The sequence below is a fragment of the Sulfitobacter sp. M22 genome, from assembly GCF_021736025.1.
Classification (GTDB): domain Bacteria; phylum Pseudomonadota; class Alphaproteobacteria; order Rhodobacterales; family Rhodobacteraceae; genus Sulfitobacter; species Sulfitobacter litoralis.
This window is the reverse complement of record NZ_WMEC01000001.1, coordinates 2,707,242-2,732,043: the sequence shown is the minus strand read 5'-3', so window position 1 is coordinate 2,732,043 and position 24,802 is coordinate 2,707,242. Positions and strand designations below refer to the sequence as shown.

The following is a 24,802-nucleotide window of genomic DNA, read 5'->3' as shown; positions in this document are numbered from 1 at the left end:
GACCGCATCCTATGCATAGCAAACTCCGACGGCCCGCCCGATGAATGATATCTGGGCGGGCCTTTCTTCTGCGTTCTGGCTGGTTGTCACCGGTGACCCCGATCTGATCGAGATTACGCTCAGGTCGTTGCAGGTCAGCCTGACCGCGCTGGTGATCGCTTCAGCCATCGCGCTGCCGTTTGGCACGTGGCTGGCCATCCGCCGTTTCCGCTTCCGTCGCACTGCGATTGCCGTGCTGAACTCGCTGATGGGTCTGCCGCCTGTCGTGGTGGGGCTGATCGTCTATCTGTTGTTGTCGCGGTCGGGCCCCTTTGGTGTGTTGGGTCTGCTGTTCACCCCCACGGCGATGATCATCGCGCAGGTGATCATCATTACCCCGCTGATTGCCTCTATTACCCATCAGGCGATGCGCGATCTTTGGGCCGAATACCATGATTTGCTGATCTCGCTGAACACCACGCCGACGCGGCGGATCCTGACGTTAATTTCGGACGGGCGGCGCGCCTTGCTGACTGCGGCGCTGGCAGGCTTTGGCCGCGCCATCGGCGAAGTCGGCGCGATCATGATCGTGGGCGGCAACATCGACCACGCCACCCGCGTGCTGACCACTGCTATTGCGCTGGAAACCGGTAAAGGTGATTTCGCACTGGCGCTTGGGCTCGGCTTTGTTCTGATCGCGCTGGCGCTGACCGTTAACCTGATCATCCACGCGCTGTCCCGTACCGAAAGAGAGGGCAGATGGTGACCCCCTTGCTGCCAGCCCATATGCGCGATGTGACCGTCACCCGTCAGGGCAAGCAAGTGTTGGGGCCTGTGGACCTGACCCTTGGTCGATCGGGGTTTACGATCCTGCTGGGGCCAAATGGTGCCGGCAAGACGACCTTCCTCAAGGCGCTGCACGGGCTTGAACGGCTGTCGACGGGATCAGTCACATGGTCCGCGCCGGATGAGGTCGCGCGGATGAAACAGGCCTATGTCTTCCAAAGCCCGGTTATGCTGCGCCGGTCCGTGCGCGCCAATCTGGGATATCCACTAGCGATTCTTGGCCAGCCAAAGGCGCAGGTGAATGACGCGGTAGAGGCATGGGCCACACGCATCGGTCTCACGGCGGCGCTGGACCGGCCCGCGACAGGGTTGTCGGGGGGTGAAAAACAAAAGCTCGCCCTTGCCCGCGCATTGATCCGCGACCCTGAAATCCTGCTGTTGGACGAACCCTGTTCGAACCTTGATGGCCGATCCGTAAAGGATATCGAGGCCTTACTGACTGCCGCCCATCAGGCTGGGACGCGTATCGTCATGGCGACCCATGATCTGGGTCAGGCGCGGCGCCTTGCAACTGAAATATTGTTTCTGTTTAAAGGTCACATTCACGAGGCCGGCCCGGTGCCCGATGCGTTTGACGCCCCGCAGACCCCGGAATTCAAATCCTTTTTGAACGGAGACATTTTGATATGAAATCCTTGATTACCGCCCTTGTTATGGCGCTTGGCACCACTGCTGTTCAGGCCGATACGATGAAAATGGCTGTCACCACGTCGTTTAACAACTCGGGTCTGTCCGACGTTTTGTTGCCCGCCATCAAGGAGGATCTGGACCTTGATGTTCAACTGCTAATCGTCGGCACCGGTCAGGCTTTGCGGTTGGGTGAAGCGGGCGATGTCGATGCGATCCTCGTCCACTCCAAGAAAGCCGAAGAGGCGTTCGTCGCCGACGGATATGGCACCCACCGCCGCGAGATCATGTATAATGATTTTGTCCTGATTGGCCCCAGCGACGATCCCGCCCAGATCAAGGATTCCGAGGCCGCCAAGGACGCGTTGGCTCGGATCGAAAAGGCCCAGGCTCCCTTCGTGAGCCGTGGCGATGACAGCGGCACCCATAAGAAAGAGCTGTCCCTTTGGGCAGGTGCCGATCTCGCCCCAGCGACATTCGACGAATGGTACAAAGCTGTCGGCGCAGGTATGGGCGCGAGCCTCAACACCGCTGCGGGGATGGGTGCCTATATCATGTCCGACCGCGCGAGCTGGCTGAACTTCGACAACAAGGCCGATCTCGCGATCCTCTTTACAGGCGATCCGGTGCTGTTCAACCAATACGCCTATATTCCGGTGAACCCCGAAAAGCACGCGCATGTGAACAAGGACGCCGCGGCCCAGCTGGAAGGCTGGCTGGTCGGCGACCGCGCCAAGGGCCTGATCGACAGCTATACGATCAACGGCGAAAAGCTGTTCACCTTTAACGCACAGCAGTAATCCGCGCCTTTAGCCGGCCGCGTTTATCGCTTGGGTAAAAAACACCCGCATCGGCATATCGCTGATGCGGGTGTTTTGCTTCAAAGGCCTCAGATCTGGCTTTAGCTCGGCGCTTTGGTGGTGCGTAGGTAAGGCAGGATTTTGTTGAACTCACCGAATTTCGCTTTGGCATCATCGTCCGACAGGGTTGCGGGGATGATCACATCGTCGCCGACATTCCAGTTCGCCGGTGTTGCCACGCCCTTGCCGGTCGAGGTTTGCAGCCCGTCCAGCGCACGCAGCACTTCGGCAAAGTTGCGGCCAACGGTCATCGGATAGGTCATCGACAGTTTCAGCTGCTTGTCAGGACCGATGATAAACACGGCGCGGACTGTGGCGCTGTCATTGGGCGTGCGGCCGTCGGGCAGATAGGCGTCGGCAGGCAGCATGTCGAACGCCTTGGCAACGGTCAGATCGCTATCGGCAATGATCGGAAAGCCCGCTTCGGCACCCGCAAAATTCTCGATGTCGCCTTTCCATTTCTTGTGCTCTTCGACGCCATCGACGGAAATGCCCATCACCTTGGTGCCGCGCTTTTCCCATTCATCGGCAAGCTGGGCAACCGCACCGAATTCGGTTGTGCAAACGGGGGTAAAATCCTTGGGGTGCGAAAACAGGATCGCCCAGCTGTCGCCAACCCAGTCGTGCAGGCTGATCGTGCCCTGATCGGTTTCGACGGTCAGATCGGGGATGGTATCGTTGATGCGCAAGGACATAATATACTCCGGCTTCATGGTTTCGGTTTGTCGTTCAGTACTTATATAAGACGTTGCGCTGCCGGTTTCACCCCCTCACTTGCGGGTCTGCAAATGTGGTGACATGGTACGCGCAACAGGTCGGGGAAATGCCCTCGACACCGCATGACAAAAGGAGTTTTCCCATGCTGGAGAAGCGCGAGTTTTACATCAACGGTGAATGGGTATCCCCCGCCAAGCCGAATGACTATCACGTGATCGACCCCACCACAGAGGAGCCCTGCGCGGTCATCTCGCTTGGGGATCAGGCAGATACCGACGCTGCAGTTGCCGCCGCCAAAGCGGCCCTGCCCGGCTGGATGGCGACCCCTCCGGCTGACCGCATCGCGCTTTTGGAAAAGCTCCTCGAGGTCTATCAGGCCCGCGCCGAAGATCTGGCCAAGGCGATGAGCACCGCCATGGGTGCGCCGATGGATCTGGCCCGCACCGCGCAGGTCGGGGCCGGCGCATACCATCTGGGCAACTTCATCAAAGCCGCGAAAGAGTTCAAATTCGAACAGCCGCTTGGCGACCACGCACCCAACGACCGGATCATCCGCGAGGCGGTTGGCGTCGCGGGCCTGATCACGCCATGGAACTGGCCGATGAACCAGATCACGCTCAAGGTCGGGGCTGCGGTCGTATCCGGCTGCACAATGGTGCTGAAACCCTCCGAGGAAAGCCCGCTGGACGCGATGATCTTTGCCGAACTGATGGACGAGGCAGGCTTCCCCAAAGGTGTGTTCAACCTTGTGAACGGTGACGGCGTCGGCGTTGGCAGCCAGATGTCGTCGCATAAAGACATCGACATGATCAGCTTCACCGGCTCCACCCGCGCGGGCACGCTGATTTCGAAAGCGGCAGCCGATACGCTGAAAAAGGTCCATCTTGAACTGGGTGGCAAGGGCGCGAACATCGTCTTTAACGATGCGGATGACAAAGCCGTCAAACGTGGCGTTCTGCACATGATGAACAACACCGGCCAATCCTGCAACGCCCCCAGCCGTATGCTGGTACAATCCGATGTCTATGACAAAGCCGTCGAAGAAGCAGGCGCTGTCGCGTCGCAGGTCACCGTTGGTCCTGCCTCCGAAGATGGGCGTCACATCGGCCCCGTTGTGAATGAATCGCAGTTCAACAAGATTCAGGATCTGATCCAGAAGGGCATCGACGAAGGTGCGCGTTTGGTTGCGGGCGGCACCGGACGTCCCGACGGGTTGAACCGCGGCTTCTTTGTCAAACCCACCGTCTTTGCCGACGTGACCCCCGACATGACCATCGCCCGCGAGGAAATCTTTGGCCCGGTTCTGTCGATCATGAAGTTCGACAGCGAAGAGCAAGCGGTCCAGATCGCCAATGACACGGTTTACGGCCTGACCAACTATGTGCAGTCGCAAGACGGCGAGCGCCGCAACCGTCTGGCACGCCAGCTGCGCTCGGGCATGGTCGAGATGAACGGCCAAAGCCGTGCCGCGGGCTCGCCCTTTGGCGGCATGAAGCAGTCGGGCAACGGGCGCGAAGGTGGCATGTACGGGATCGAGGACTTTACCGAGATCAAAGCCGTCTCTGGCTGGGCCGCTGAATAAGCAGCCCTTTCGGCATCCCCCACAAACACCAAGGCCACCTTGCGGGGTGGCCTTTTTCGTTCGCGCAACCGTGCCTTTAAAATGGCGCTTTGGCGCGGATCTTGGTCGAATGCCCGCCCTGAGGGTGGTTGAACCGCAGCTCTTCTGAATGGAGCATCAGGCGCGGATACTGCAACGCTGGACCCGTGGCATAAAACGGGTCCCCCAGGATCGGATGCCCGAGGCTGAGCATATGCACCCGCAGCTGGTGGCTCCGCCCTGTCTTGGGGCTAAGCCGGACGCGAGCGGTGTCGCCTTCGTCTTTCAGCAGGCGCCAGTCGGTTTGCGCGGACTTGCCAGTTTCATGACAGACCATCTGGCGCGGGCGGTTGGGCCAGTCCACGATCAGCGGCAGATCGACGGTGCCGGTCTTTTCCTGCGGCACGCCCCAGACCCGCGCCACATAGGTTTTGCGCGTCATCCGCTTTTCGAACTGCAGCCCCAGATGGCGCTGCGCATAAGGTGTGAGCGCAAAGATCATCACGCCTGAGGTGTCGCGATCCAGACGATGCACCAGCAGCGCGTCCGGAAATGCATCCTGCACCCGTGCGATGAGACAATCGGCCAGATGCGGCCCCTTGCCTGGCACCGACAGCAAGCCTGCGGGTTTATCGACCAGCAACACTTCGGCATCCTCATGCAAGATCACCAGCGGATCGTGGGGCGGATTATATTCTGTTTCCATAGGTGTCCGTCTCAGATGTAGGGTGGTTTTTCAACCCAATCTGTACCAAAGGATCCGGAATGCACCCTACTATTACCCAGATGATTGATGTGGTCGCCAAGGGAGAGTCAGACAAGATCGCCCCGCTGCTCGCCGAGGACGTCACCTTTATGCCGCCGACCTACTACAAAACATGGACCGGTCGCGCCCCAGTGGCCGCCGTACTGGGCCACGTTGGCAATGTCTTTAGCGACTTTAAATACCGCCGGATCATGGGGGAAGGCACAGATTGGGCGCTGGAGTTTCAATGCAAGATCGGGGATCTGGATTCCGTTGGCGTCGATCTGATCACCTTGGGTGACGACGGTCTAGTCGGCAAATTCGAGGTGGTGATGCGCCCCTATAAATCCATCGGTGCCCTACGCGAAGCGATGAACGCGCGCGTGATGAAAGACCCGAGCTTTCTCGCGTTCAAAGACGCGCTGTCCTAAACCCCCGACGCAGCAAACGGAGGGCACCGCAGCTGAGGTGCCCTCCGCCCCGATCACGCTCGCTTGTGACGCATCTGCTGGAATAGCGAGATCGAATAGATCACCAAAGCCGCCCAGATCAATGGAAACGCAATCATACGTGCCCGCCCGAAGGGTTCGTCAAAGACCAGAACCGCGCATAAAAAGATCATCGTGGGTGCAATATATTGCAAAATACCAATGGTAGACAGCCGCAGCCGTTTGGCCCCATTGGCGTAAAATATCAACGGTACAGCCGTGACCACGCCGCAGCCCACCAGCATCCATGTATCGAACGAAACGCCCTGACCAAAGTGGTTCTGCCCCGTCATGATCAGATAGACCAGATAGGCAAGCGCGGGGGCAAGCAGGATCAACACCTCAAGCAGGAAGCCTTGGTTGGGCCCGATGGGCAGCCGCTTTTTCGCCAGTGCATACAGCCCGAAAGTCACTGTCAGGCTGAGGGCCACCCAAGGGAAACGGCCTGAATCGAGGGTCAGGATCGCAACGGCCACCGCCGCCAGCCCAATCGCCGCCAGTTGCAGCCGCGACAGACGTTCCCCCAGCAGCAGCGCCCCCAGCAGAATGCTAAATAGCGGGTTGATATAATAGCCCAAGGCCGCATCCAGCGCGTGACCCGAGTTCACCGCCCAGATGTAGATCCCCCAGTTGACCGAAATAAGCGTCGCCGTGACGCAGCCCATCGCCAGGGTGCGCGGAGACCTGAACGCCTCGCGCAGGGTGGCGGTACGGCCTAGCAAGATCAACACCAACGCGCCCACGGGGACGGACCAGATGACCCGATGCACCACGATTTCAGCCGCAGGAATATGGGCCATGGCCTTCATATAAAGCGGCAGAAACCCCCACAGACCATAGGCCCCAATCGCAAAAGCAAGCCCTTGGGGCGTGTCTTCGGGCGGGGCGGGCTGGTTGGCGGATAGGGTATCGGGGTTGCGCATGTCGTGTCTCCTTGGGGTCTGCTTACGCCTGCAGGACCCAAGGGGCCAGAGGGAAAGACTGACCCAAGTGCACCTGCCCTACCGGCGCGCTGGATCAGCCCTTGATCACCGGCGTATGCGCGCTGCCCAACAGCACTCCGTAGATGATAAAGCTGACCGCCATCACGCGGCGGAACCAGACGTTGAACACTGCCCCCAAGGCCGCCCGCCCCAATCCGGCACCAAGCGCGGTAAACCCCGTGTAGCTTGCCGCGGTAAGCGTCAGCGCGGTGGGCACAATCACGATCATCTGATCCCAGATCGGCACATCCGGCTGCACGAACTGGCTGAAGGCCGCAAGGTATCCCGCAACGGATTTCGGGTTGATCGTCGCAATCGCAAAGGACCGCCAATAGATGGACGCGGCGGGACGATCATCCATCACCACGGGTTTGCCCGCCATGATCAATCCGCGCACGCCGAGGTAGATCAAAAACCCCGCCCCGATCATCTTGGCCACAAAGAACCCTGTCGCCGAGGCCGTCAGCAGCGCCGTCACACCAACTGCAGACAGGGCCAGAAACAAAGACGCTTGTGTCAAGATTCCCAACACGCCCACCATGGCCCGCGAAAAGCCCAGGTTCATACCGTTGCTGATGCAGTTCACCGCATTTGGCCCCGGCGTGGTGACAAACACCACCCAGAACAGGGCGAAAATGATCCATGCGTCAAAGCTCATGGCGTTTCCTTTGATCGGTGGGCAGGTTCACCGGCCTAGACGTTAGAAAAGACAGATTTCAAGATCACGGCGAGTGCGTCTGCATCGGTCTGGTCAAATGCCGCCGGTTGGTTGCTGTCGATATCGAAGACACCCAACAGCTCCCCTTTGCCGTCCCAAACCGGCAAGACAATTTCGGACCGCGTGGAAGAGGCGCAGGCGATGTGCCCTGGAAAGGCATCCACATCTTCTACCAGTTGTGTTTCGCCAGTGCGCGCCGCCGCACCGCAGACACCACGCGCGAAGGGAATCACCAGACAACCGTGCCCGCCCTGATACGGACCGATTTTCAACAGCTCGGGGTCGGTAACGCGGTAAAATCCCGTCCAGTCGAAACGATCATCGGCATGGTGGACCTCGCAGGCGACGGTGGCCATCAGTGCCACGCTGTCAGTTTCGCCTTCGGTCAAGGCATGGAGGGTCTTGGAAAGGGTCGTATAGTCAACGCGCATATAAGTGCCTTTTGTTACTGTCGGACCGGGGGGGCAGTCTGCCCCCCGACCCCCGAGGATTTTTTCCATTTGGAAATTCAGGGCCGCTCGATGGCGATTGCGGTGCCTTCGCCGCCGCCGATACATATCGCCGCGATCCCCCGTTTCAACCCGCGTTTTTCCAAGGCGTTCAACAGGGTGACTATGATGCGCGCGCCCGAGGCTCCGATGGGGTGCCCCAGTGCACAGGCACCGCCATTCACGTTCACGATGTCATGGGACAGCCCCATCTCGTGCATGAAAGCCAGGGGGACGACGGCAAACGCCTCGTTCACTTCCCACAGATCGACATCCTCTTTCTGCCAACCCAACCGGTCCAGCAGTTTTTGTGCGGCTGGGACCGGTGCCGTCGTAAACAGCCCCGGTGCCTGCGCATGGCTGGCATGGCCAAGGATATGCGCGCGCATGGTCAGCCCTTGGGCCTTTGCCGCGGTTTCAGAGGCCAGCACCAAAGCGGCCGCCCCATCCGAAATAGAGGACGCGTTCGCCGCAGTCACCGTGCCGCCTTCGCGGAAGGCTGGTTTGAGCTGGGGGATCTTTTCGGGACGCGCGTTGCCGGGCTGTTCGTCCGCCGAGACGGTCACGGCACCCTTGCGCGTTTTCAAATCAAGCGCTGCGATCTCGCCGTCGAAAGCACCGCTATTTTGCGCATCTAGCGCGCGCGACAAGGAGGCCAGCGCATAGTCATCTTGCACGGCACGGGTGAATTGAAATGTCTCTGCGCAGTCTTCGGCAAAACTGCCCATCAGACGGCCTTTGTCATACGCGTCTTCGAGCCCGTCGAGGAACATGTGATCGATCACCTGCCCGTGCCCCAGCCGCGCGCCGCTGCGCATCTTGGGCAGGACGTAGGGCGCGTTAGTCATGCTTTCCATGCCGCCGGCGATCATGACGCCGGTGTGCCCCAATGCGATCTGATCAAAGGCAATCATCGCCGCTTTCATGCCAGAGCCGCACATCTTGTTCAGTGTCGTGGCAGGCACGTCCTCACCCAGACCCGCCTTGAATCCCGCTTGCCGTGCCGGTGCCTGTCCCTGGCCCGCAGGCAGAACGCAGCCCATCAGCACCTCATCCACGGTGTCCGTTCCGGCCCCGTCCATCGCGGCCTTGATCGCGTGCCCCCCCAGATCGGCGGCGGTCAGGTCGGCAAAAACCCCCTGAAATCCGCCCATAGGCGTCCGCGCGGCACCTGCTATCACGACTTTTTCCATTTCGTCCCCTCCCCGGGAAATGATCATCTTTTGGTAAGGTATCGGCGTTATGCATTTAGGCATCAGGGACACCTTGGGGATGACCATATGAAACTCTCAACCAGAACAGAAGGGCAGCTGCAAATCATATCCGTCATGGAAGACCGCATAGATGCCGCCGTTGCGCGTGCCTTTAAGGAAGCGATGCGTGACATGGTCGAACACGCGCCGCCTGGTGTTATTCTGGATCTGGGGCAGGTCTCGTTTATCGATTCCAGCGGGCTTGGGGCGGTTGTTGCCACGCTGAAACTACTCCCCCCGGGAAGTAAGTTGTCGCTGGCGGGCCTGACGCCCGCCGTGGACCGGGTGTTTCGACTTACGCGAATGGACAGCGTCTTTTCGCTTTTTCCGACGATGGATGCGGCCATGGCCGGGCCCGCAACGGCATGAGCGCACTGTACCGGCATAGTGACGCTGTGAAACCAGCCTCCGCACCCTATGGCTTTGAAGTCACCCTTGAAGCATCCCCTGATGCAGTATGTGCGGCCTTGGGTCATATTCGCGCAGAATTGGCCCGACACCGCCTATCCAAAGAGAATTTGGAAGTGATCGAACTGGTGATGGCAGAAACATTAAATAACGTTGTCGAACACGCGTATGCAGGTGCGCCGCAAACCGGGCTGATCGGGGTGCGGGGGACATATTCGGGGGAGGATCTGCGGCTTCGCATCACGGATATCGGCAAACCGATGCCCGGGTTTACCCTTCCCGCTGGAAAGCCGTTCAAGCGGCATGAAATCGCAGATGTGCTGCCCGAAGGTGGGTTCGGTTGGGGATTGATCCGCCTGCTAAGCTGCGATCTAGCGTATTCTCGCATGGGTGATATGAACCTATTGACCCTGCGCATACCCCTTGCCGCAGGGTGACGCTGATACGCGATGCGATGCAAACGGGCGAGCGACTTTGCTGCGCGCCGGTTTAGAGCGCTAGGCCATCGAGACCTCAGTGCCTCCGAAAGCTTCGCATTGGTGCCTCAAATGCTTCATATTTCCGCCCATTTTTGCAGGCAATGTCGGACTTGTAGCTGCATATAGCTTCCCTCGGCGTTGCGTTTTAATAGCCCCCACCCAGTACGCAATGCCGAGGCACATTTTCCTGATCGAATCCTTTTAAAAGATTGCCCGCGCGATATCGCCCACGCTAGGCTCGCGCGAATGCTTTGCAACTGAGGGCCTTGACCAATGCGCGATTTCCACCTTCCCGGACGTTCCCCTGTTCTGGCCCGAAACGGCATGTGCGCCACGTCCCATCCTCTTGCGGCGAAAACCGCTATCGACATTCTGGAACGCGGTGGCAACGCGATGGACGCCGCGATTGCAGGGGCCGTGTTGTTGGGAATCTGCGAACCGCAGATGACGGGGATCGGCGGTGACTGCTTTGTGCTTTATTCGCCAGCGGGCAGCGAAGATGTACATGCGTTGAACGGTTCAGGCCGTGCCCCCGCTGCACTGGACGCCAGTCATCTGCGTGACGCCGGCGAAACGAATGTGCCCCTGCGCAGCGCCCATGCCGTCACGGTTCCTGGCGCGATCGACGCCTTTTGCCACCTGTCTGACAGTGTCGGCACCATGGGTCTGGATGCGCTCCTTGCCCCAGCGATCCGTTATGCCGATGAGGGCGTGCCAGTCGCGCCCCGCGTCGCTTTTGACTGGGGGAACGACGCGGACACCTTGCAAGGGGCTGCGCGTGATTTTTACCTGTCCGGTGGCCAACCTCCCAAGGCAGGCGACATGTTCCGTGCGCCTGGCCAGGCAGAGGTGCTGCGTCGCGTCGCCAAAGACGGGCCGGATGCATTCTATTCCGGTGAGATCGCCGATGATATGGTCGCGTCCCTCAACGCCCAAGGCGGGCTGCATACGGCAGAGGATTTCGCCGCTGTGGCCTGCACGCCCGGCGATCCTATTGCCACACGGTATCAAGATGTCGAGGTGCTGGAGCATGCGCCGAACGGTCAAGGGGCCACCGCACTGTTGATGATGAACATGCTGTCACATTTCGACATCGCATCAATGGATCCGTGGGGCGCAGAGCGTGTGCACCTCGAGGCGGAAACCGCCAAACTGGCGTATGATGCACGCAATCGCTTTTTGGCTGACCCTGATCACACCGCGCGGTTGGCCCATATGCTTGCGCCCGAAACAGCGCGGGAGCTAGCTGCTTTGATCGACCCGAAGAAAGCCATGCCCGACCCCGTCGCCCTGTCCGAAGCGGTGCATAAGGACACGATCTATATCACCGTCGTGGACAAGGACGGCATGTCGGTATCGTTGATCTATTCGATTTTCCACGGCTTTGGGTCCGGCATCGCGTCGGATAAATTCGGTATCCTGCTGCAAAATCGTGGGGCGGGCTTCACCCTTGAACAGGGCCATGCGAACGAGCTGAAAGGCGGCAAGCGCCCGATGCACACGATTATTCCGGGGATGATCAAACGCGACGGCAAGGTGATTATGCCCTTTGGCGTGATGGGCGGTGCGTATCAGCCAAATGGCCACGCGCGGCTTGTTTCCAACCTCACCGATTTCGGGATGGACCCGCAGGCCGCGATCGATGCGCCACGCGCGTTTTCCGACAAGGGCATCCTGAAGGTAGAGCGCGGCTATAGCGATGCGGTCCGCGCGCAACTGTCAGACATGGGCCACAAGGTCGAGATTCCCGCCACAGCAATCGGCGGTGCGCAGGCCATCAAACTGCATGATAGCGGCCTGCTAGAAGGAGCGAGCGACGCCCGCAAAGACGGATGTGCCTTGGGCTATTGAACAGCGCGGCATGGCGCGGATGATCCGCGCTGTGCCTCAGTTCAACTGGAAGTGCAGCGGATAGGCACCGTCAGTGAACGGACCAAAAAGATCGGGGATGTCAGGGTGGTCTACCGGCTCGCCCGAGTAATCGGCCACGAGGTTTTGTTCAGAGACATAGGCCACATAATAGCTTTGCTCATTTTCAGCGAGCAGGTGATAGTACGGCTGGTCTTTCTCGGGACGGCTGTCTTCGGGAATCGCCTCGTACCATTCTTCGGTATTGGCAAATTCGGGGTCCACGTCAAAAATCACCCCTCGGAAGGGATGCTTTTTGTGCCGGACAATCTGGCCCAAGTGATATTTCGCGCGCGTTCTTATCATAACTTCGGTGCACCTACCGTTCGTTCGTAGTCCCTTCAAGGGGCTTTTGTCCAATCCTGCCACGCCAAACCAAGGAAACAGTTCGTGAACGCATTCCATGTGCGTTGGACAGATTGCAGTCATAATCTGTTTGAACAGCCAGTGTAGCCTTGAAAGCGGAGGGCCGAGTTTTGATGTCTCGACGCGATGGCGTGACGCCTTAGTCCTGGCAGACCGGCCAAGCACCATCCGTTGGCCGCCCGTTCTGGATTGAAAACAATGGCGAAATGCAGGTTGCTAAATATGCGGGCCGGTCGTTTTGCGCATGCCGTCGTGTGTGGGAATACCGCTCAGACTGGGGTTTCTAGGGTAAATTTCTGGTGGGCGTCTGGCGGCTGATCTGATAAACTAAGGACAATAAAAACACGAAAAATGTGAGAGGCCGATGAGCAGAACCTTTTGCGCCCTGATAATTGCTGTGCTTTTGGCATCATGTAGTGGCGGCCCGACGAGCGCCCCACGAGACCTTGATAACGCATGTGCGATTCTCAAAGAGCGCCCAGAATACTATCGTGCATTCCGTGCCGCCGAACGCCGTTGGGGTGTGCCTGTGCATGTGCAGATGGCAACGATCCATCAAGAAAGCAAATTCATTGCGGATGCCCGTACACCGTTTCGCTATGTGATCGGCGTCATCCCCATGGGCCGTCAGTCCAGCGCCTTTGGCTATAGCCAAGCGCTTGATGCGACGTGGGATGAATACCTTGCCGAATCCAGCGGTTTTCGCGCCAAGCGTGATCGGATCAACGACGCCTCTGATTTCATGGGCTGGTATATGAACAAGAGCCGGGAAAAGAACGGAATTGCGCTGCATGACGCCGAAAACCAGTATCTTGCCTACCACGAGGGCAATACCGGCTACGCGCGCCAAAGCTATAATTCCAAACCTTGGTTGGTCGCCGTGGCCCGCAAGGTACGTGCGCGGTCTGATATGTACCAACAGCAGATCGCAGGGTGCCGCTTGTCACGTTGGTAAGCCAATCGATAAAGTATAAAGAAAGGGCCCCTCGCAGCTGCTGGGGCCCTTTTTCGTTTAGCGGTTCGTTTTGCCGGGGCTGCCGACATCAAACAGGCTGTTAGGCAGGCTGCCGCCCTTTTGCAGGTCACCCAGAACGACCGTGGTGCGCGTGCCATTGCCATCGTTGATGATCCACTGACGCAGCTCTACGGGACTACCGGTGAACTTTAGTTCGATGTTACCGTATTCAGGACGCGCGGGATCCTGGGCGCGTACGGTGGTCGCGGTGCCATCATAGCTGTGCCCCGTGACCATCTTGGCCTGACCCAGATTCACATTCGCCGCAAGAATGATCGACAGCGGAGTCTTGGAAAGGGGGTATGTCTCTGCCGGCTGGTTCGATTTCTTGTCATAGATGACAACGGTGTTGCTGCCCGCGATGACAGTACCGGAATCCGGTGCGTTATATTCAAAACGCACCTTGCCCGGGCGCTTGATATAGATCGTGCCCGTGCTGATTGATCCGTCATCGTTGATCTGGGTGAATTCGCCCTTGGCGGTCTTCAGTTTATTCAAATAGCCGGAAATTTCGTTCAGCGGCAGTTTGTCGGCGGCGGCGGGCATCACAGCCGCGAGCCCCAAGCCTATGGCCAGTACGGTGGTTGTCACAAAACGCATCATAGTCTTCCTATTCTTATTCCAGAGCCTTGCCTTCGACATAGGGTGTCGCGTCATGATATGCGATATCACGCAGCAGGATATCGTTTAACACGGCGCAAATGTAAAAGGGGTCGGCCTGTTCCCAAGCCAACCCCCAACGTCGCTATGACGTTCCGATAAATTTTGCAGGTTAACCCTGTTCAGGTATCAAGATTTCACGTTTGCCCACATGGTTCGCTGGCGACACAAGCCCTGCGTCTTCCATCTGTTCGACCAGACGTGCCGCCTTGTTATAGCCGATGCCCAGTTTACGCTGGATGTACGACGTCGAACATTTGCGGTCCTTTGCGACGATGGCGACAGCCGTATCATACTGTGCGTCTTCGCCATCAGTGTTCCCGCCAAGGCCCAGAACTGCGTCGATGCTGCCCTCTTGGTCGTCAGATGGTCCTTCGACCACGCCCGATACATAATCGGGTTCGCCGTATGCCTTGAGGTGGTTCACGATCTCTTCGACTTCTTCATCGCTGACGAATGGCCCGTGGCAGCGCACGATCTTGGACCCGCCTGCCATGTACAGCATGTCGCCCATGCCAAGAAGCTGTTCCGCCCCCATTTCGCCAAGGATGGTGCGGCTGTCGATCTTGGACGTCACCTGAAAGGAAATCCGGGTCGGGAAGTTCGCCTTGATCGTGCCGGTGATGACATCGACCGACGGGCGCTGTGTTGCCATGATCAAGTGGATACCGGAGGCCCGCGCCATCTGCGCAAGACGCTGGATACAGGCTTCGATCTCTTTGCCTGCCACCATCATCAGGTCGGCCATCTCGTCGACGACAACAACGATGTAGGGCAGTGCCTCGGGCTTGAACTCATCCGTCTCGAAGATCGGCTCGCCCGTATCATCGTCAAAACCGGTCTGAACGGTACGGCTGAACATTTCGCCCTTGGCCAAAGCATCGCGCACACGGCCGTTATAGCCCTCGATGTTGCGGACGCCCATCTTGGACATCTTGCGATAGCGCTCTTCCATCTCTCCTACGGTCCATTTCAACGCGACAACGGCCTTTTTCGGGTCGGTCACAACGGGGGACAGCAGGTGCGGGATGCCGTCATAAACGGACAGTTCCAACATCTTGGGATCGATCATGATCATCCGGCACTCTTGCGGTGTCAGCTTGTACAGCAGCGACAGGATCATCGTGTTGATGGCTACCGATTTACCCGACCCCGTGGTCCCCGCAATCAGCAGGTGAGGCATTTTGGCAAGGTTCGCAACGACAGGATCACCGCCAATGTCTTTGCCCAAGGCCAACGGCAAACGCATGGTGCTGTCGCCGAAATCACGGGCGGCAAGTATTTCGCGCAAGACGACTTTTTCGCGGTTTTCGTTGGGAAGTTCGATCCCGATCACGCTGCGGCCCGGCACAGTGGACACACGCGCCGACAGTGCCGCCATGGAGCGTGCGATATCGTCCGCGAGACCAATCACACGGCTCGCCTTGAGGCCCGGAGCCGGTTCAAGTTCGTACATGGTGACAACTGGTCCGGGACGCACGGCGACGATTTCGCCCTTCACGCCATAGTCGTCCAGCACGTTTTCAAGCATGCGCGCGTTCTCTTCCAGCGCGTCATCGCTCAGGTGAAGACGTTCAACTGTGTCGGGGCTTTCCAGCAGGTTAAGGGGGGGCAGCTCGAATCCCGGGTGGGTATCCTCAAAGGTCAGCGCAGGCTGCGCTTCGACCTGCGCCTGCTTGCTGGGTTGAACCGGTTTGCGGACCTGCGGCTGCACGACTTTGCGTGGCTGCGCGACAGGGATTTGCATGGTCGTCTCAGGCTCTGCCTCTTGCAAAGGCAGCTGGCTGTCGAACATCGGATCATCATCCAGAACCGCCATATCCGCATCGTAGTCGGGTTCGGACGGGGTCAGTTCAAGCACAGGCCGTTCGGCGATCAAAGGGCTCCGGCTGGCAACCAAAGGGGGCTCTACCCGGGTAGGGGAGGGGGCCTGAGCGCCGGTGAGCGGAGGTTCTGCACGATGGGCACCCCGCGCTGTCGTATCCAGCAGCAGTGGATCGGGCCCACGTCCGCGACCGCGTGTCAAAGGCGCGATGGACGGGGTGTGCACGCCGCCACCTTTGCGCACACGGCTTTTAATCACATCGGCGATCTTGGATTTGATGCGGTCATCGCTCGGACCTTCGTCCAGTTCCGGATCGGCCCATGTTTCGACCAATTCAGGTTCGGGCAGCGGATCGGAACGTTTGACCAGTGCCGGCATCTTCGACAGCAAACCGGTTCTGGGCGCAGGTGCAGGCGCATTATCATAGGCCGACGCATCGTTATAATACCCTTGGTTTGCAGCAAACTCAGCGTTCTCTTCGGCCTCTATGCGGTTGCGTTCGCGACGTTCCAGCTGACGTGACTGAAGCCCCTGTGCCGCTGAAACCGCGCCAGATGCACCGCGTCCCAAGAGGGTCATCAAACCAGCATAGCCCATGATCAGCCCCACCAGCATGAAGCGGAACAGGCGTTGCAGTTCCAGACGGGTAAAGCCGAAGACAAACGCACCGAACACGAGGATCGATACGCCCATGAGCAGCGACATCAGCTTGATCGTAAAGGTCGATCCGATGGGTAGAACGGTCAGGATGACCCCCATCACGGTATCGCCGAACAGCCCGCCCAAGCCAAAGCTGTGAGTTTGCAGCCAAGCCGCATCAGGCGTCAGGGTCGCGCCATAGATCGAGCAAAGCGCGACGCCAATCGGGGCGAAAATCAACCGACCTACCGCGCGTTCTTCGCCACGGTGCAGGGCAAAACGTGCGCCCCACGCCAGCAAAACTGCCGCGACAGACCACGCGCCCCAGCCCACGATCATGAACAGCGGTGCTGCGATCGATGCGCCCATGCGGCCCAGCCAGTTTTGAACCGGCGCATCGGTCGAAACCATCCAGTTGGGATCATCAGGGGTGTAGCTGCCAATCATCATCGCGGCCATAAGGCCAAGGGCGATCAACCCAAGTCCCAGCAATTCCTTGCCGCGCTTTTCGATCGCTTCTGCCATGTTTGTGTCTAGCAAAGGGTCGCGCCCACGTGTCTGATATGCCATTGCTCTGATCCCTCGTCTTATTCTGGATAGAGACAGCGGCGGATCGCTTCGATCCCGCGCGTCGTCTCTTCTTTTGGGGCGACCATCGCCACCCGAATATACTGTTTACCGGGGTTTTCGCCGTTTACGGTTTGCGCCAGATAGCCGCCCGGCAGCACCCGCACGCCGGTCTCACGCCAAAGCTTCAGTGCCGCAGCCTCGTCATCCTCGACCGGCATCCACAAAAAGAACCCTGCCTCGGGGCTTTGGTAACCGGGAACATTGCCCAGAATCCGGTCGGCGACTTCGTATTTTTCAACATATAGCGCGCGGTTCTCGGCTACATGGGCTTCGTCGTCCCAGACCGCAGCCGACGCTGCTTGCAGTGGTAACGGCAACGGTGCACCGGCATAGTTCCGCAGCTGCTTGATCTCGCGCATGGTATTGGCACCCGAGGCGACAAAGCCGGATCGCAGCCCGGGCAGGTTCGACCGTTTCGACAGCGAATGGAAAATCACCACACGATCCGGGTCGGCCCCGACCTCTCGCGCGACTTGTAGCGCCCCTACGGGCGGCGTGTCGCGGTAGATCTCAGAATAGCATTCATCCGCGAAAATCTTGAAATCGTATTTTTCTGCCAGCGCGATCAGATCGGCCCAATACGCACGGGTGGCCACGGCCCCCTGCGGGTTGGCGGGCGAGCAGATATAGGCCGCGGTGGTCCGGTTCAGTACATCTTCGGGCAGGCTGGCAAAATCAGGCAGATGCCCTGTTTCGCGCGTAGCAGGCACCATCATCGGATCAGCGGCACCGGAAATCGCGGCGATCATATAGACCTGATAGAACGGGTTCGGCATCAGAATGGCGGGCTTCTGGCCATTCTTTGTCTCGGGACAAGTCGCCATGACGGCGTTGTACAGCCCTTCGCGGGTGCCGTTCAGCGGCATCACTTGCGTGTCTGCATCGACATCCACGCCGTAGCGCCGCTTGATCCATCCGGCAATCGCGCCGCGCAACTGGGGCGTGCCGTCATTGGCGGGATAGCTGTTAAACCCAGCCGCATTTTGCGCGATCACATCGGTGACCCACGCTGGAAAAGCATGTTTCGGCTCGCCAATCGTCATATGGATCGGCGTGCCACCGCCTTCATGCGCATCAAGCAATGCGCGCAGGCGCGGCCACGCGTGGGCCGGAAGGTTCGAAAACCGCTCGGGGTACATCATTTCACTGCCTCGGGTTCGGGATCATTCATGCCCCGTTTGTTTCAGAGTACCCAAGGGCTTGCCCCGCGTCCAGACATTGCAGGACGCAGGGCAGCGTTTGTGTCATTTAGGCCAGTGCTTCCTCGGCGGCTGCGGCGACGCGCAGCAGATGTTCTTCGCCGTTGGGCGTGCCCATCAGCATCAGGCCGCAGGAAGGGGTGCCCGTGGGCAGCGTCACCGCTGCTACCCCCATAAGATTCCCGATGCGCGTGTTGCGCAAGGTCATGAGGTTGGCCGAGACGTAGTAGTCATGCTCGGTTTCCAGCCGGTCCAGTTTGGGGGGCAACAGCGGTGCGGTGGGGATCAGCACCGCGTCATAGCCCGCCACAGCTTTCACATAGGCCGCGCGGATGTGGTCGATCTTGGCCCAGGCCGCGACGTAATCGGGGCCGGAGTGGCATTTACCCAGACGGAACCTTTCAAGGATCTCACCATACATTGCATCCGGGTTCGCCTCGATCACGTCGCGCCACAGGCCGTAGGCTTCGGCGGTGTAAAGGCACCCGCTCAGCGGCATCGCCTCTTTGATAGGGTCGAAATCGATGTCCTCGATCACCGCGCCGGCCTCCTTTAGCCGTGCGACAGCATCGTCGAAAGCCGCTGCGGGGGCGTCTTCAATATCGTCGAACGCCACAGTTCGCAGGATCGCAAAGCGACGCCCTTCGATGTCGGTGCTGCCCATGTCCATCGGCTTGGACCCTTCGGTGAGCGCCAGCAGCAGGCTCGCATCCTCGACCGAGCGGCAAAGCGGGCCCACCGTGTCGAATTTGGCAGCCAGCGGCACGGTCCCTTCAAGCGACACACGGCCCGAGGTGGTTTTCAGCCCCACAAGATCGTTCCACGCGGCAGGCACCCGCACCGATCCGCCGGTATCCGACCCGATCGCCGCCGCCGCCAGACCGAAAGCGACAGAGGCCGCAGCCCCCGAAGATGACCCGCCCGAAACAGCGTCTTCGTCATTGACACAAGGCGGGGTGGCGGTGCTGGGGTTATACCCGAGCCCCGAAAACGCCAGTTCACTCATGTGGGTTTTGCCAAGACAGACCAGCCCCATTGCCGTCGCATTCGCCAGCACACGCGCGTCGCGGTCGGGCACGCGGTCTTTCAGCAGGGCGCTACCTGCTTCTGTCGCGACGCCCGCCGTGTCAAACAGGTCTTTCCAGCTGATCGGCACCCCGTCCAGTGGTGACAAACGCTGCCCCGCGCGCGCGCGATCCCGCGCGGCACCGGCCTCGGCCAGGGCCCGGTCGGCGGTCACGCGGGCATAGATGCGATCCCGCAGGGGGTGGGCGTCGATCGCGTCAAGATAGGTCTGGCACAGCACAACAGGGTCGATCTGGCCGTCCCCGATGCCCCGTCCCAAATCTGCGGCTGTCATGGTTAACCACTCTTGCATGTTGCTTCCTCGAATAATGCTTTGGAAAAGGGACGGTAGCGACGCCAGCGCGCATGGACAATCCCTGCTGCACGCCCATATCTAAAGCTATGGATTTTGATACAGATATCGCAATCGTCGGTGGGGGGCTGAATGGCCCGACACTTGCCTTGGCTTTGGCGCAGATCGGGCTGCGGGTCACGTTGATCGACAGGCTGCCCGCTGCCACGCGGGAAGATGCGGCGTTTGACGGGCGATCCTATGCGCTGGCGTTGACCTCGACACGGATGCTGGGGGCGCTCGGGATCTGGGAGGGCGTGAAACCCCACGCGCAACCGATGCTCGAGATCAAAGTGACGGACGGGCGCGCGGGCGAAGGCCCCTCCCCTTTCTTCATGCATTTCGATCACGCAGAGATCGAAGAAGGGCCAATGGGCCATATGGTCGAGGACCGCCACCTGCGCCGCGCATTGGCAGAGGCGGTGAGCGCTGACGCCCGGATCACGCGGCTGGACGGCGAAACGGTTGTCGCGCAGGACGCGGCACCCTCGGGTATCACCCTGACCTTCGCAGACGGCAAGTCCCTGCGCGCACGGCTGGTTGTCGGCGCGGATGGCCGCGCATCGGGCACCGCAATGCGTGCGGGGATCAAGCGGATCGGCTGGGGCTATGCTCAAACCGCGCTGGTCTGCGCCATCGCGCATGAAAAACCGCATCACGGTATCGCGCATCAGTTCTTTATGCCGCCCGGCCCGCTCGCGATCCTGCCGCTCACCGACAACAGGTCGTCCATCGTCTGGAGCGAAACCGCCGCCAATGCCGCACCTATCAACGCGCTGCCAGACGACGGATATCTGGACGTGCTCCGCCCGCGGTTCGGTGACTTTCTGGGCGAAATCTCCCTTGCCGGCGCGCGCTACACCTACCCGCTGAGCCTGTCATTGGCGCATGCGATGATGGCCACGCGTGTCGCGCTGCTGGGGGATGCCGCGCACGGCGTACACCCGATTGCCGGTCAGGGGTTAAACGCCGGTATGCGCGATGTCGCCGCATTGGCCGAAGTCATCGCAGATGCGCACCGACGCGGGCAGGATATCGGCAGCGCCACCGTGTTGGAACAGTATCAGCTGTGGCGCCGGTTCGATAACACCGCGCTGGCCTTGGCGACAGATAGTTTCAACAGGCTGTTTTCGAACGATAATCCGCTGTTGCGTCTAGCGCGTGATGTTGGGATGGCGGCGATCAATGCGCTGCCCGATGCGCGGCGTGGCTTTATGCGCGAGGCCGCAGGGCTGACCGGCACCCTGCCCCGTTTGATGCAGGGCAAAGCGCTTTAGGTGCAGATGCCCCCAGCGTATCAATCGATAATCCGCGCCTCGTCGACCAGCATCACGGGGATACCGTTGCGGATCGGATAGGCGAGGCCGGCCGCCTCAGAGATCAGCTCTTGTTTGTCGGCATCATAGGTCAGACGCATCTGGGTTCGGGGGCAAATCAACGCCTCTAGCATGCGGCGGTCAAACGGTATCTCTTCGGCGTTCAATTCATCATCTCCCCTTCTTGGCCACCCCGCAGGGTGTATTCGATCAACGTCAATAACGTCTCGCGTCGGGTAGAGAGGGATGGCGCTTCAAGCAAGGCTTGTTTGTCCTCACTGTCCAGATCAAGCATCATCGACAGCGAGTTGATCAGCAGTTCATCGTCGGCCTCTTGCAGCGTATCCCAATCCGCCGACAGGTTGCGAGCATCGAAGTAGCGGCTGAGTTTGTTCAAGAAGGTATCACGGTCGAACGTGCAATCCTGTTCATCCTTACCAAGGTCGCGTTCAAACCCGTCCCAGCTCACATCGCAGCGTCGGTATGGGGCAAAGCCGTCGACCTCTTTCACTACTCGAAAGCGCGACATCCCCGCAAGGGTGATCATATAGCGCCCGTCCTCGGTTTCAGAGAACTGGGTGATCCGCCCTGCGCAACCGATGGTCTGCAGTCCCGGGCCTTCGCGGCCCGGCACGACATTCGGCTGCACCATGCCGATCAACCGTCCCGGCGTTTTCAGGCAGTCTTCGATCATCTGCAAATAGCGCGGTTCAAAGATGTGCAGCGGCAGCCGCGAGCGCGGCAGCAGCAAAGCGCCCGACAACGGGAAGATCGCGATTGTGTCTGGCAGGTCTGATTGCTGTATCATGTTAGCTTACCTAGGGCGCAGCCCGCCTTATGCAAATATCATCGAGCTAAGTTTGCGGCGGCCATTTAACGCAATGGGATCGTTCGCTTTCAGCGCATCGAAAATGGTGAAAAGCTGGGTTTTGGCGGCGCCATCATTCCACTCACGGTCCTTCCCAAAGAGCGTTAGCAGCTGATCCACGGCGGCTTGGGTATCGCCGTGCGCCTGAAGCGCCTGCGCCAGATCGAAACGGGCCTGCATGTCGTCGGGGTTGGCATCAACCGCGGCCTGAAGCTCGGCCACCGGACCGGCATCCGCCGCCTGTCGCGCCAGTTGCAGCTGTGCATGCGCTGCTTCAAGCTCGGGCGCTTTGGAAATTTCCATCGGGGCGCCATTCAGATGGGCTTCGGCCTGATCCAGCTGCTCCAGCGCGATGTACGCACGCACCATGCCACCATAGGCACCAGCGTGGTTCGGGTCTTCGCCCAAGATCGCAGTAAAGGTGTCCAGCGCGTCTTGGGCAGCGCCCTCGGCCAACATGTCATCAGCCGCTGCCACAGCTTCGGAAAGCTCTTCGCCAGGGGCTTCGCCCCCACCTGCCTTGATCACGCGATCGATAAACGCCTTGATCTCGGATTGTGGCAAGGCCCCCTGAAACCCGTCAACAGGCTGGCCTTTGAAAAAGGCATAGACCGTCGGGATCGATTGAATCTGCAACTGCCCCGCGATCTGCTGGGCTTCGTCGACGTTAATCTTGACCATCTTGACCGCGCCTTTGGCCGCGCGCACCGCGTCTTCGAGCATCGGACCAAGCGTCTTGCACGGGCCGCACCAAGGGGCCCAAAAGTCGACAATCACCGGCACGGTTTGCGACGCCTCGACGACATCGGCCATGAACGTCGCTTCGGTGGTATCTTTGATCAGATCGGCATCACCGGCGGCAACGGGGGAAAGGTTCAAATCCATCATATCAAAATCCTCGCTTGGGGTTGCCCTTTATATGAGGGCGCGTCTGTCTATTTCAAAGGTCGAATGTCGCAAAGACCGGCGCGTGGTCGCTGGGCTTCTCCCATCCACGGGCTTCGCGTAGCACACGGCTGGAATGCGCCGCACCCGAGATATCGCCCGTGGCCCAGACATGGTCCAGACGGCGCCCTTTGTCGGCAGCATCCCAATCTTTGGCCCGGTAGGACCACCAGCTATACAGGTTGCCTTGGGGGACATCTTGCCGCGTGACGTCGACAAAACCGCCCGCGTCCTGGGTTTCGGCTAGTTTTTCGACCTCGATGGGGGTGTGGCTGACCACTTTGAGCAGCTTCTTGTGGTCCCAGACATCATCCTCGCGGGGGGCAATGTTCAGATCACCGACCAGAATGGATTTCTCGGGCTTGTCGCCATGAAACCAGTCGCGCATATCCGCCAGATAATCGAGCTTTTGGCCAAACTTCTCGTTCACCTCGCGGTCAGGCACATCGCCACCCGCCGGCACATAGAAGTTGTGCACTGTCACCCCGTTCTCGAGCTTGGCCGCAACGTGGCGGGCATGACCAAGGGTGGCAAAATCGTGACCGCCGGCATCAACCAGCGGCAGTCGCGACAGAATTGCAACACCATTGTATCCTTTTTGCCCACGCGCCACCATATGGGTATAGCCTGCTTCGATAAACGCGGCGGTCGGGATCTTATCAACGGGGCTTTTGCATTCCTGCAAGCACAGAACGTCGGGCCCATGTTCTGCCAGCAACTTAAGCACAATAGGTTCGCGCAACCGGACAGAGTTGATATTCCATGTGGCCAGCGTGAATGGCATGAGGCAGCTCCCTTGGGTCAAATCGCGCACACCCTACCGCGAAATGAGCGGCATCCACCATGCCGAATTCCAGAGACTTTGGAGTGCAGACTAAAAAAGACCGGGCACAAAGGCCCGGCCTAGTCCAACAGGGAGGTATGTATCATTTCCCGGATACAAACTTCGGGTTCAAACCGATCGACGGGTCATGAAAACCCCGTCTCTCGAAGGAATAACAACCGGACCCGCTTTGGGTTCCGAAATTAAGAAACAATTCTGTATCCACCTGATTCCGTTAGAAGAATCCGCGCATTCGAAGGATCGGGTTCGATCTTTTGGCGCAGACGGTAGATGTGCGTTTCCAGCGTATGCGTCGTGACACCGGCGTTATAACCCCAGACCTCGTGCAACAGCGTATCGCGCGGCACCACACCGGCCCCAGCCCGATAGAGGAATTTGAGGATATTCGTCTCTTTTTCGGTGAGCCGGATTTTCTTGTCGTCCTCGGTGATCAAGATCTTGGCCGAGGGCTTGAACGTATAGGGACCAAGCTGAAAAATCGCCTCTTCGGATTGTTCGTGCTGCCGCAGCTGGGCGCGAATACGCGCCAGCAGTACGGGGAACTTGAAGGGCTTCGTAACGTAATCATTCGCGCCCGCATCCAAACCCATGATCGTGTCGGCGTCGCTGTCGTGCCCCGTCAACATCAGAATGGGGCTTTTGACGCCCTGCGTGCGCAGGTCGCGGCACAGATCGCGGCCATCGATATCCGGTAGCCCGACATCCAAGATCACCAGATCATACAGCGCTTCGGCGGCGCGGGTTTTAGCATCCGCACCATTGCCTGCTTCGAATACATCAAAGTCTTCGGTCAGCAATAACTGCTCGCTCAGCGCTTCGCGCAGGTCGTCGTCGTCATCTACGAGCAAAATTTTCTTTAGCTGGGCCATATCAACTCATCCTCTACAACTGACTTACAGATGTGTTCACAAACCCGTGCACACAAGAGCAGCAGGCATTTGATCACACGACCGTGCGAAATTGTCGCGCAATGTTTCAA

Annotated in this window: 26 protein-coding genes; 10 read left to right on the top strand and 16 right to left on the bottom strand. The window is 59.3% G+C overall.

Features of this window, described 5'->3' with window-relative positions; translation table 11 throughout:
- The first annotated feature begins 40 nt into the window (after positions 1 to 40).
- Genes GLP52_RS13415 through GLP52_RS13405 form a run of 3 tightly spaced genes read left to right on the top strand, consistent with a single transcriptional unit; the run spans position 41 to position 2,252 of the window.
- On the top strand, positions 41 to 745 hold the full coding sequence (locus tag GLP52_RS13415; RefSeq protein WP_138924861.1) for an ABC transporter permease: 705 nt from the start codon (positions 41 to 43) through the stop codon (positions 743 to 745).
- Positions 739 to 1,455 (top strand): ABC transporter ATP-binding protein, encoded by a 717-nt coding sequence (locus tag GLP52_RS13410; RefSeq protein ID WP_237271097.1) that lies wholly within the window; start codon positions 739 to 741, stop codon positions 1,453 to 1,455. Before GLP52_RS13415 ends, GLP52_RS13410 begins: the two co-directional genes overlap by 7 nt.
- Positions 1,452 to 2,252, top strand: a complete 801-nt coding sequence (locus GLP52_RS13405) for a substrate-binding domain-containing protein (protein ID WP_237271096.1) — start codon at positions 1,452 to 1,454, stop codon at positions 2,250 to 2,252. Before GLP52_RS13410 ends, GLP52_RS13405 begins: the two co-directional genes overlap by 4 nt.
- A 101-nt stretch (positions 2,253 to 2,353) precedes the next feature.
- Here GLP52_RS13405 and GLP52_RS13400 read toward each other — a convergent pair whose 3' ends face one another.
- Positions 2,354 to 3,007 carry a peroxiredoxin gene (locus GLP52_RS13400; protein WP_237271095.1) on the bottom strand — a complete coding sequence of 218 codons (654 nt, stop codon included), beginning with the start codon at positions 3,005 to 3,007 and terminating at the stop codon, positions 2,354 to 2,356.
- Between the two features lie 164 nt (positions 3,008 to 3,171).
- On the opposite strand from GLP52_RS13400, the gene GLP52_RS13395 reads away from it, so the two are divergent.
- Positions 3,172 to 4,611 carry an aldehyde dehydrogenase family protein gene (locus tag GLP52_RS13395; protein WP_237271094.1) on the top strand — a complete coding sequence of 480 codons (1,440 nt, stop codon included), beginning with the start codon at positions 3,172 to 3,174 and terminating at the stop codon, positions 4,609 to 4,611.
- 76 nt (positions 4,612 to 4,687) lie between these two features.
- Here GLP52_RS13395 and GLP52_RS13390 read toward each other — a convergent pair whose 3' ends face one another.
- The gene (locus GLP52_RS13390; protein ID WP_237271093.1) at positions 4,688 to 5,335 is read right to left on the bottom strand and encodes a pseudouridine synthase; all 648 of its coding nucleotides are present in this window, start codon (positions 5,333 to 5,335) and stop codon (positions 4,688 to 4,690) included.
- Positions 5,336 to 5,394: 59 nt separating this feature from the next.
- Between GLP52_RS13390 and GLP52_RS13385 the strand changes: the two genes are divergently transcribed.
- A complete protein-coding gene (locus GLP52_RS13385; protein WP_237271092.1) occupies positions 5,395 to 5,805 on the top strand; it encodes a nuclear transport factor 2 family protein in 411 nt (136 codons plus the stop codon).
- A 53-nt stretch (positions 5,806 to 5,858) separates the two neighbouring features.
- On the opposite strand, the gene rarD is transcribed toward GLP52_RS13385, so the two are convergent.
- The 4 genes from rarD to GLP52_RS13365 all read right to left on the bottom strand — a co-directional run bounded on the left by rarD (position 5,859) and on the right by GLP52_RS13365 (position 9,244).
- Positions 5,859 to 6,785 carry an EamA family transporter RarD gene (gene rarD, locus GLP52_RS13380; protein ID WP_138924854.1) on the bottom strand — a complete coding sequence of 309 codons (927 nt, stop codon included), beginning with the start codon at positions 6,783 to 6,785 and terminating at the stop codon, positions 5,859 to 5,861.
- 94 nt (positions 6,786 to 6,879) lie between these two features.
- Positions 6,880 to 7,503 carry a LysE family translocator gene (locus tag GLP52_RS13375; RefSeq protein WP_093731973.1) on the bottom strand — a complete coding sequence of 208 codons (624 nt, stop codon included), beginning with the start codon at positions 7,501 to 7,503 and terminating at the stop codon, positions 6,880 to 6,882.
- A 35-nt stretch (positions 7,504 to 7,538) separates the two neighbouring features.
- Entirely contained in the window at positions 7,539 to 7,994 is a 456-nt protein-coding gene (locus tag GLP52_RS13370) for a GAF domain-containing protein (protein ID WP_093731974.1), read from the bottom strand.
- A 77-nt stretch (positions 7,995 to 8,071) separates the two neighbouring features.
- Positions 8,072 to 9,244, bottom strand: a complete 1,173-nt coding sequence (locus GLP52_RS13365; RefSeq protein WP_237271091.1) for a thiolase family protein — start codon at positions 9,242 to 9,244, stop codon at positions 8,072 to 8,074.
- A gap of 87 nt (positions 9,245 to 9,331) precedes the next feature.
- On the opposite strand from GLP52_RS13365, the gene GLP52_RS13360 reads away from it, so the two are divergent.
- The 3 genes from GLP52_RS13360 (at position 9,332) to GLP52_RS13350 (ending at position 12,042) form a co-directional block, all read left to right on the top strand.
- Positions 9,332 to 9,673 (top strand): STAS domain-containing protein, encoded by a 342-nt coding sequence (locus GLP52_RS13360; protein WP_093731976.1) that lies wholly within the window; start codon positions 9,332 to 9,334, stop codon positions 9,671 to 9,673.
- A complete protein-coding gene (locus GLP52_RS13355) occupies positions 9,670 to 10,149 on the top strand; it encodes an ATP-binding protein (protein ID WP_237271090.1) in 480 nt (159 codons plus the stop codon). Before GLP52_RS13360 ends, GLP52_RS13355 begins: the two co-directional genes overlap by 4 nt.
- Before the next feature lie 315 nt (positions 10,150 to 10,464).
- Entirely contained in the window at positions 10,465 to 12,042 is a 1,578-nt protein-coding gene (locus GLP52_RS13350) for a gamma-glutamyltransferase family protein (protein WP_237271089.1), read from the top strand.
- A 36-nt stretch (positions 12,043 to 12,078) separates the two neighbouring features.
- On the opposite strand, the gene hspQ is transcribed toward GLP52_RS13350, so the two are convergent.
- Entirely contained in the window at positions 12,079 to 12,405 is a 327-nt protein-coding gene (gene hspQ, locus GLP52_RS13345) for a heat shock protein HspQ (protein WP_005850331.1), read from the bottom strand.
- A 424-nt stretch (positions 12,406 to 12,829) separates the two neighbouring features.
- Here hspQ and GLP52_RS13340 point away from each other — a divergent pair, with 424 nt between their 5' ends.
- On the top strand, positions 12,830 to 13,420 hold the full coding sequence (locus tag GLP52_RS13340) for a transglycosylase SLT domain-containing protein (RefSeq protein WP_237271088.1): 591 nt from the start codon (positions 12,830 to 12,832) through the stop codon (positions 13,418 to 13,420).
- A 57-nt stretch (positions 13,421 to 13,477) separates the two neighbouring features.
- On the opposite strand, the gene GLP52_RS13335 is transcribed toward GLP52_RS13340, so the two are convergent.
- From GLP52_RS13335 to GLP52_RS13320, 4 genes are all read right to left on the bottom strand, one after another.
- A complete protein-coding gene (locus GLP52_RS13335) occupies positions 13,478 to 14,080 on the bottom strand; it encodes a LolA family protein (protein WP_237271087.1) in 603 nt (200 codons plus the stop codon).
- A 172-nt stretch (positions 14,081 to 14,252) separates the two neighbouring features.
- Positions 14,253 to 17,174: a DNA translocase FtsK gene (locus tag GLP52_RS13330; protein ID WP_237273569.1), complete on the bottom strand. Its 2,922-nt coding sequence runs from the start codon at positions 17,172 to 17,174 to the stop codon at positions 14,253 to 14,255.
- Positions 17,175 to 17,191: 17 nt separating this feature from the next.
- Positions 17,192 to 18,373 (bottom strand): aminotransferase class I/II-fold pyridoxal phosphate-dependent enzyme, encoded by a 1,182-nt coding sequence (locus GLP52_RS13325; protein ID WP_237273593.1) that lies wholly within the window; start codon positions 18,371 to 18,373, stop codon positions 17,192 to 17,194.
- Between the two features lie 109 nt (positions 18,374 to 18,482).
- On the bottom strand, positions 18,483 to 19,811 hold the full coding sequence (locus tag GLP52_RS13320) for an amidase (protein WP_237271085.1): 1,329 nt from the start codon (positions 19,809 to 19,811) through the stop codon (positions 18,483 to 18,485).
- An 89-nt stretch (positions 19,812 to 19,900) separates the two neighbouring features.
- On the opposite strand from GLP52_RS13320, the gene GLP52_RS13315 reads away from it, so the two are divergent.
- A complete protein-coding gene (locus GLP52_RS13315; protein WP_093731982.1) occupies positions 19,901 to 21,127 on the top strand; it encodes an FAD-dependent monooxygenase in 1,227 nt (408 codons plus the stop codon).
- A 20-nt stretch (positions 21,128 to 21,147) separates the two neighbouring features.
- Here the strand turns inward: GLP52_RS13315 and GLP52_RS13310 are convergent, their stop codons facing one another.
- The 5 genes from GLP52_RS13310 to GLP52_RS13290 all read right to left on the bottom strand — a co-directional run bounded on the left by GLP52_RS13310 (position 21,148) and on the right by GLP52_RS13290 (position 24,692).
- Positions 21,148 to 21,300: a Trm112 family protein gene (locus GLP52_RS13310; protein WP_208596018.1), complete on the bottom strand. Its 153-nt coding sequence runs from the start codon at positions 21,298 to 21,300 to the stop codon at positions 21,148 to 21,150.
- A 29-nt stretch (positions 21,301 to 21,329) separates the two neighbouring features.
- Positions 21,330 to 21,974 carry an LON peptidase substrate-binding domain-containing protein gene (locus GLP52_RS13305; protein ID WP_093731984.1) on the bottom strand — a complete coding sequence of 215 codons (645 nt, stop codon included), beginning with the start codon at positions 21,972 to 21,974 and terminating at the stop codon, positions 21,330 to 21,332.
- Between the two features lie 27 nt (positions 21,975 to 22,001).
- Complete coding sequence (gene trxA / locus GLP52_RS13300; protein WP_138924839.1) at positions 22,002 to 22,922, bottom strand: thioredoxin; 921 nt, start codon at positions 22,920 to 22,922, stop codon at positions 22,002 to 22,004.
- Positions 22,923 to 22,974: 52 nt separating this feature from the next.
- Positions 22,975 to 23,763 (bottom strand): exodeoxyribonuclease III, encoded by a 789-nt coding sequence (locus GLP52_RS13295; protein WP_093731986.1) that lies wholly within the window; start codon positions 23,761 to 23,763, stop codon positions 22,975 to 22,977.
- A 242-nt stretch (positions 23,764 to 24,005) separates the two neighbouring features.
- The gene (locus tag GLP52_RS13290) at positions 24,006 to 24,692 is read right to left on the bottom strand and encodes a response regulator transcription factor (protein WP_093731987.1); all 687 of its coding nucleotides are present in this window, start codon (positions 24,690 to 24,692) and stop codon (positions 24,006 to 24,008) included.
- Between the last annotated feature and the right edge of the window lie 110 nt (positions 24,693 to 24,802).

What these genes read in the sequence shown, in the direction of transcription:
- GLP52_RS13415 (WP_138924861.1), top strand. Translation starts at nt 41, where the DNA reads ATGAATGATATCTGGGCGGGCCTTTCTTCTGCGTTCTGGCTGGTTGTC.
- GLP52_RS13410 (WP_237271097.1), top strand. Translation starts at nt 739, where the DNA reads ATGGTGACCCCCTTGCTGCCAGCCCATATGCGCGATGTGACCGTCACC.
- GLP52_RS13405 (WP_237271096.1), top strand. Translation starts at nt 1,452, where the DNA reads ATGAAATCCTTGATTACCGCCCTTGTTATGGCGCTTGGCACCACTGCT.
- GLP52_RS13400 (WP_237271095.1), bottom strand. Translation starts at nt 3,007, where the DNA reads ATGTCCTTGCGCATCAACGATACCATCCCCGATCTGACCGTCGAAACC.
- GLP52_RS13395 (WP_237271094.1), top strand. Translation starts at nt 3,172, where the DNA reads ATGCTGGAGAAGCGCGAGTTTTACATCAACGGTGAATGGGTATCCCCC.
- GLP52_RS13390 (WP_237271093.1), bottom strand. Translation starts at nt 5,335, where the DNA reads ATGGAAACAGAATATAATCCGCCCCACGATCCGCTGGTGATCTTGCAT.
- GLP52_RS13385 (WP_237271092.1), top strand. Translation starts at nt 5,395, where the DNA reads ATGCACCCTACTATTACCCAGATGATTGATGTGGTCGCCAAGGGAGAG.
- rarD (WP_138924854.1), bottom strand. Translation starts at nt 6,785, where the DNA reads ATGCGCAACCCCGATACCCTATCCGCCAACCAGCCCGCCCCGCCCGAA.
- GLP52_RS13375 (WP_093731973.1), bottom strand. Translation starts at nt 7,503, where the DNA reads ATGAGCTTTGACGCATGGATCATTTTCGCCCTGTTCTGGGTGGTGTTT.
- GLP52_RS13370 (WP_093731974.1), bottom strand. Translation starts at nt 7,994, where the DNA reads ATGCGCGTTGACTATACGACCCTTTCCAAGACCCTCCATGCCTTGACC.
- GLP52_RS13365 (WP_237271091.1), bottom strand. Translation starts at nt 9,244, where the DNA reads ATGGAAAAAGTCGTGATAGCAGGTGCCGCGCGGACGCCTATGGGCGGA.
- GLP52_RS13360 (WP_093731976.1), top strand. Translation starts at nt 9,332, where the DNA reads ATGAAACTCTCAACCAGAACAGAAGGGCAGCTGCAAATCATATCCGTC.
- GLP52_RS13355 (WP_237271090.1), top strand. Translation starts at nt 9,670, where the DNA reads ATGAGCGCACTGTACCGGCATAGTGACGCTGTGAAACCAGCCTCCGCA.
- GLP52_RS13350 (WP_237271089.1), top strand. Translation starts at nt 10,465, where the DNA reads ATGCGCGATTTCCACCTTCCCGGACGTTCCCCTGTTCTGGCCCGAAAC.
- hspQ (WP_005850331.1), bottom strand. Translation starts at nt 12,405, where the DNA reads ATGATAAGAACGCGCGCGAAATATCACTTGGGCCAGATTGTCCGGCAC.
- GLP52_RS13340 (WP_237271088.1), top strand. Translation starts at nt 12,830, where the DNA reads ATGAGCAGAACCTTTTGCGCCCTGATAATTGCTGTGCTTTTGGCATCA.
- GLP52_RS13335 (WP_237271087.1), bottom strand. Translation starts at nt 14,080, where the DNA reads ATGCGTTTTGTGACAACCACCGTACTGGCCATAGGCTTGGGGCTCGCG.
- GLP52_RS13330 (WP_237273569.1), bottom strand. Translation starts at nt 17,174, where the DNA reads ATGGCATATCAGACACGTGGGCGCGACCCTTTGCTAGACACAAACATG.
- GLP52_RS13325 (WP_237273593.1), bottom strand. Translation starts at nt 18,373, where the DNA reads ATGTACCCCGAGCGGTTTTCGAACCTTCCGGCCCACGCGTGGCCGCGC.
- GLP52_RS13320 (WP_237271085.1), bottom strand. Translation starts at nt 19,811, where the DNA reads ATGCAAGAGTGGTTAACCATGACAGCCGCAGATTTGGGACGGGGCATC.
- GLP52_RS13315 (WP_093731982.1), top strand. Translation starts at nt 19,901, where the DNA reads ATGGATTTTGATACAGATATCGCAATCGTCGGTGGGGGGCTGAATGGC.
- GLP52_RS13310 (WP_208596018.1), bottom strand. Translation starts at nt 21,300, where the DNA reads ATGCTAGAGGCGTTGATTTGCCCCCGAACCCAGATGCGTCTGACCTAT.
- GLP52_RS13305 (WP_093731984.1), bottom strand. Translation starts at nt 21,974, where the DNA reads ATGATACAGCAATCAGACCTGCCAGACACAATCGCGATCTTCCCGTTG.
- trxA (WP_138924839.1), bottom strand. Translation starts at nt 22,922, where the DNA reads ATGATGGATTTGAACCTTTCCCCCGTTGCCGCCGGTGATGCCGATCTG.
- GLP52_RS13295 (WP_093731986.1), bottom strand. Translation starts at nt 23,763, where the DNA reads ATGCCATTCACGCTGGCCACATGGAATATCAACTCTGTCCGGTTGCGC.
- GLP52_RS13290 (WP_093731987.1), bottom strand. Translation starts at nt 24,692, where the DNA reads ATGGCCCAGCTAAAGAAAATTTTGCTCGTAGATGACGACGACGACCTG.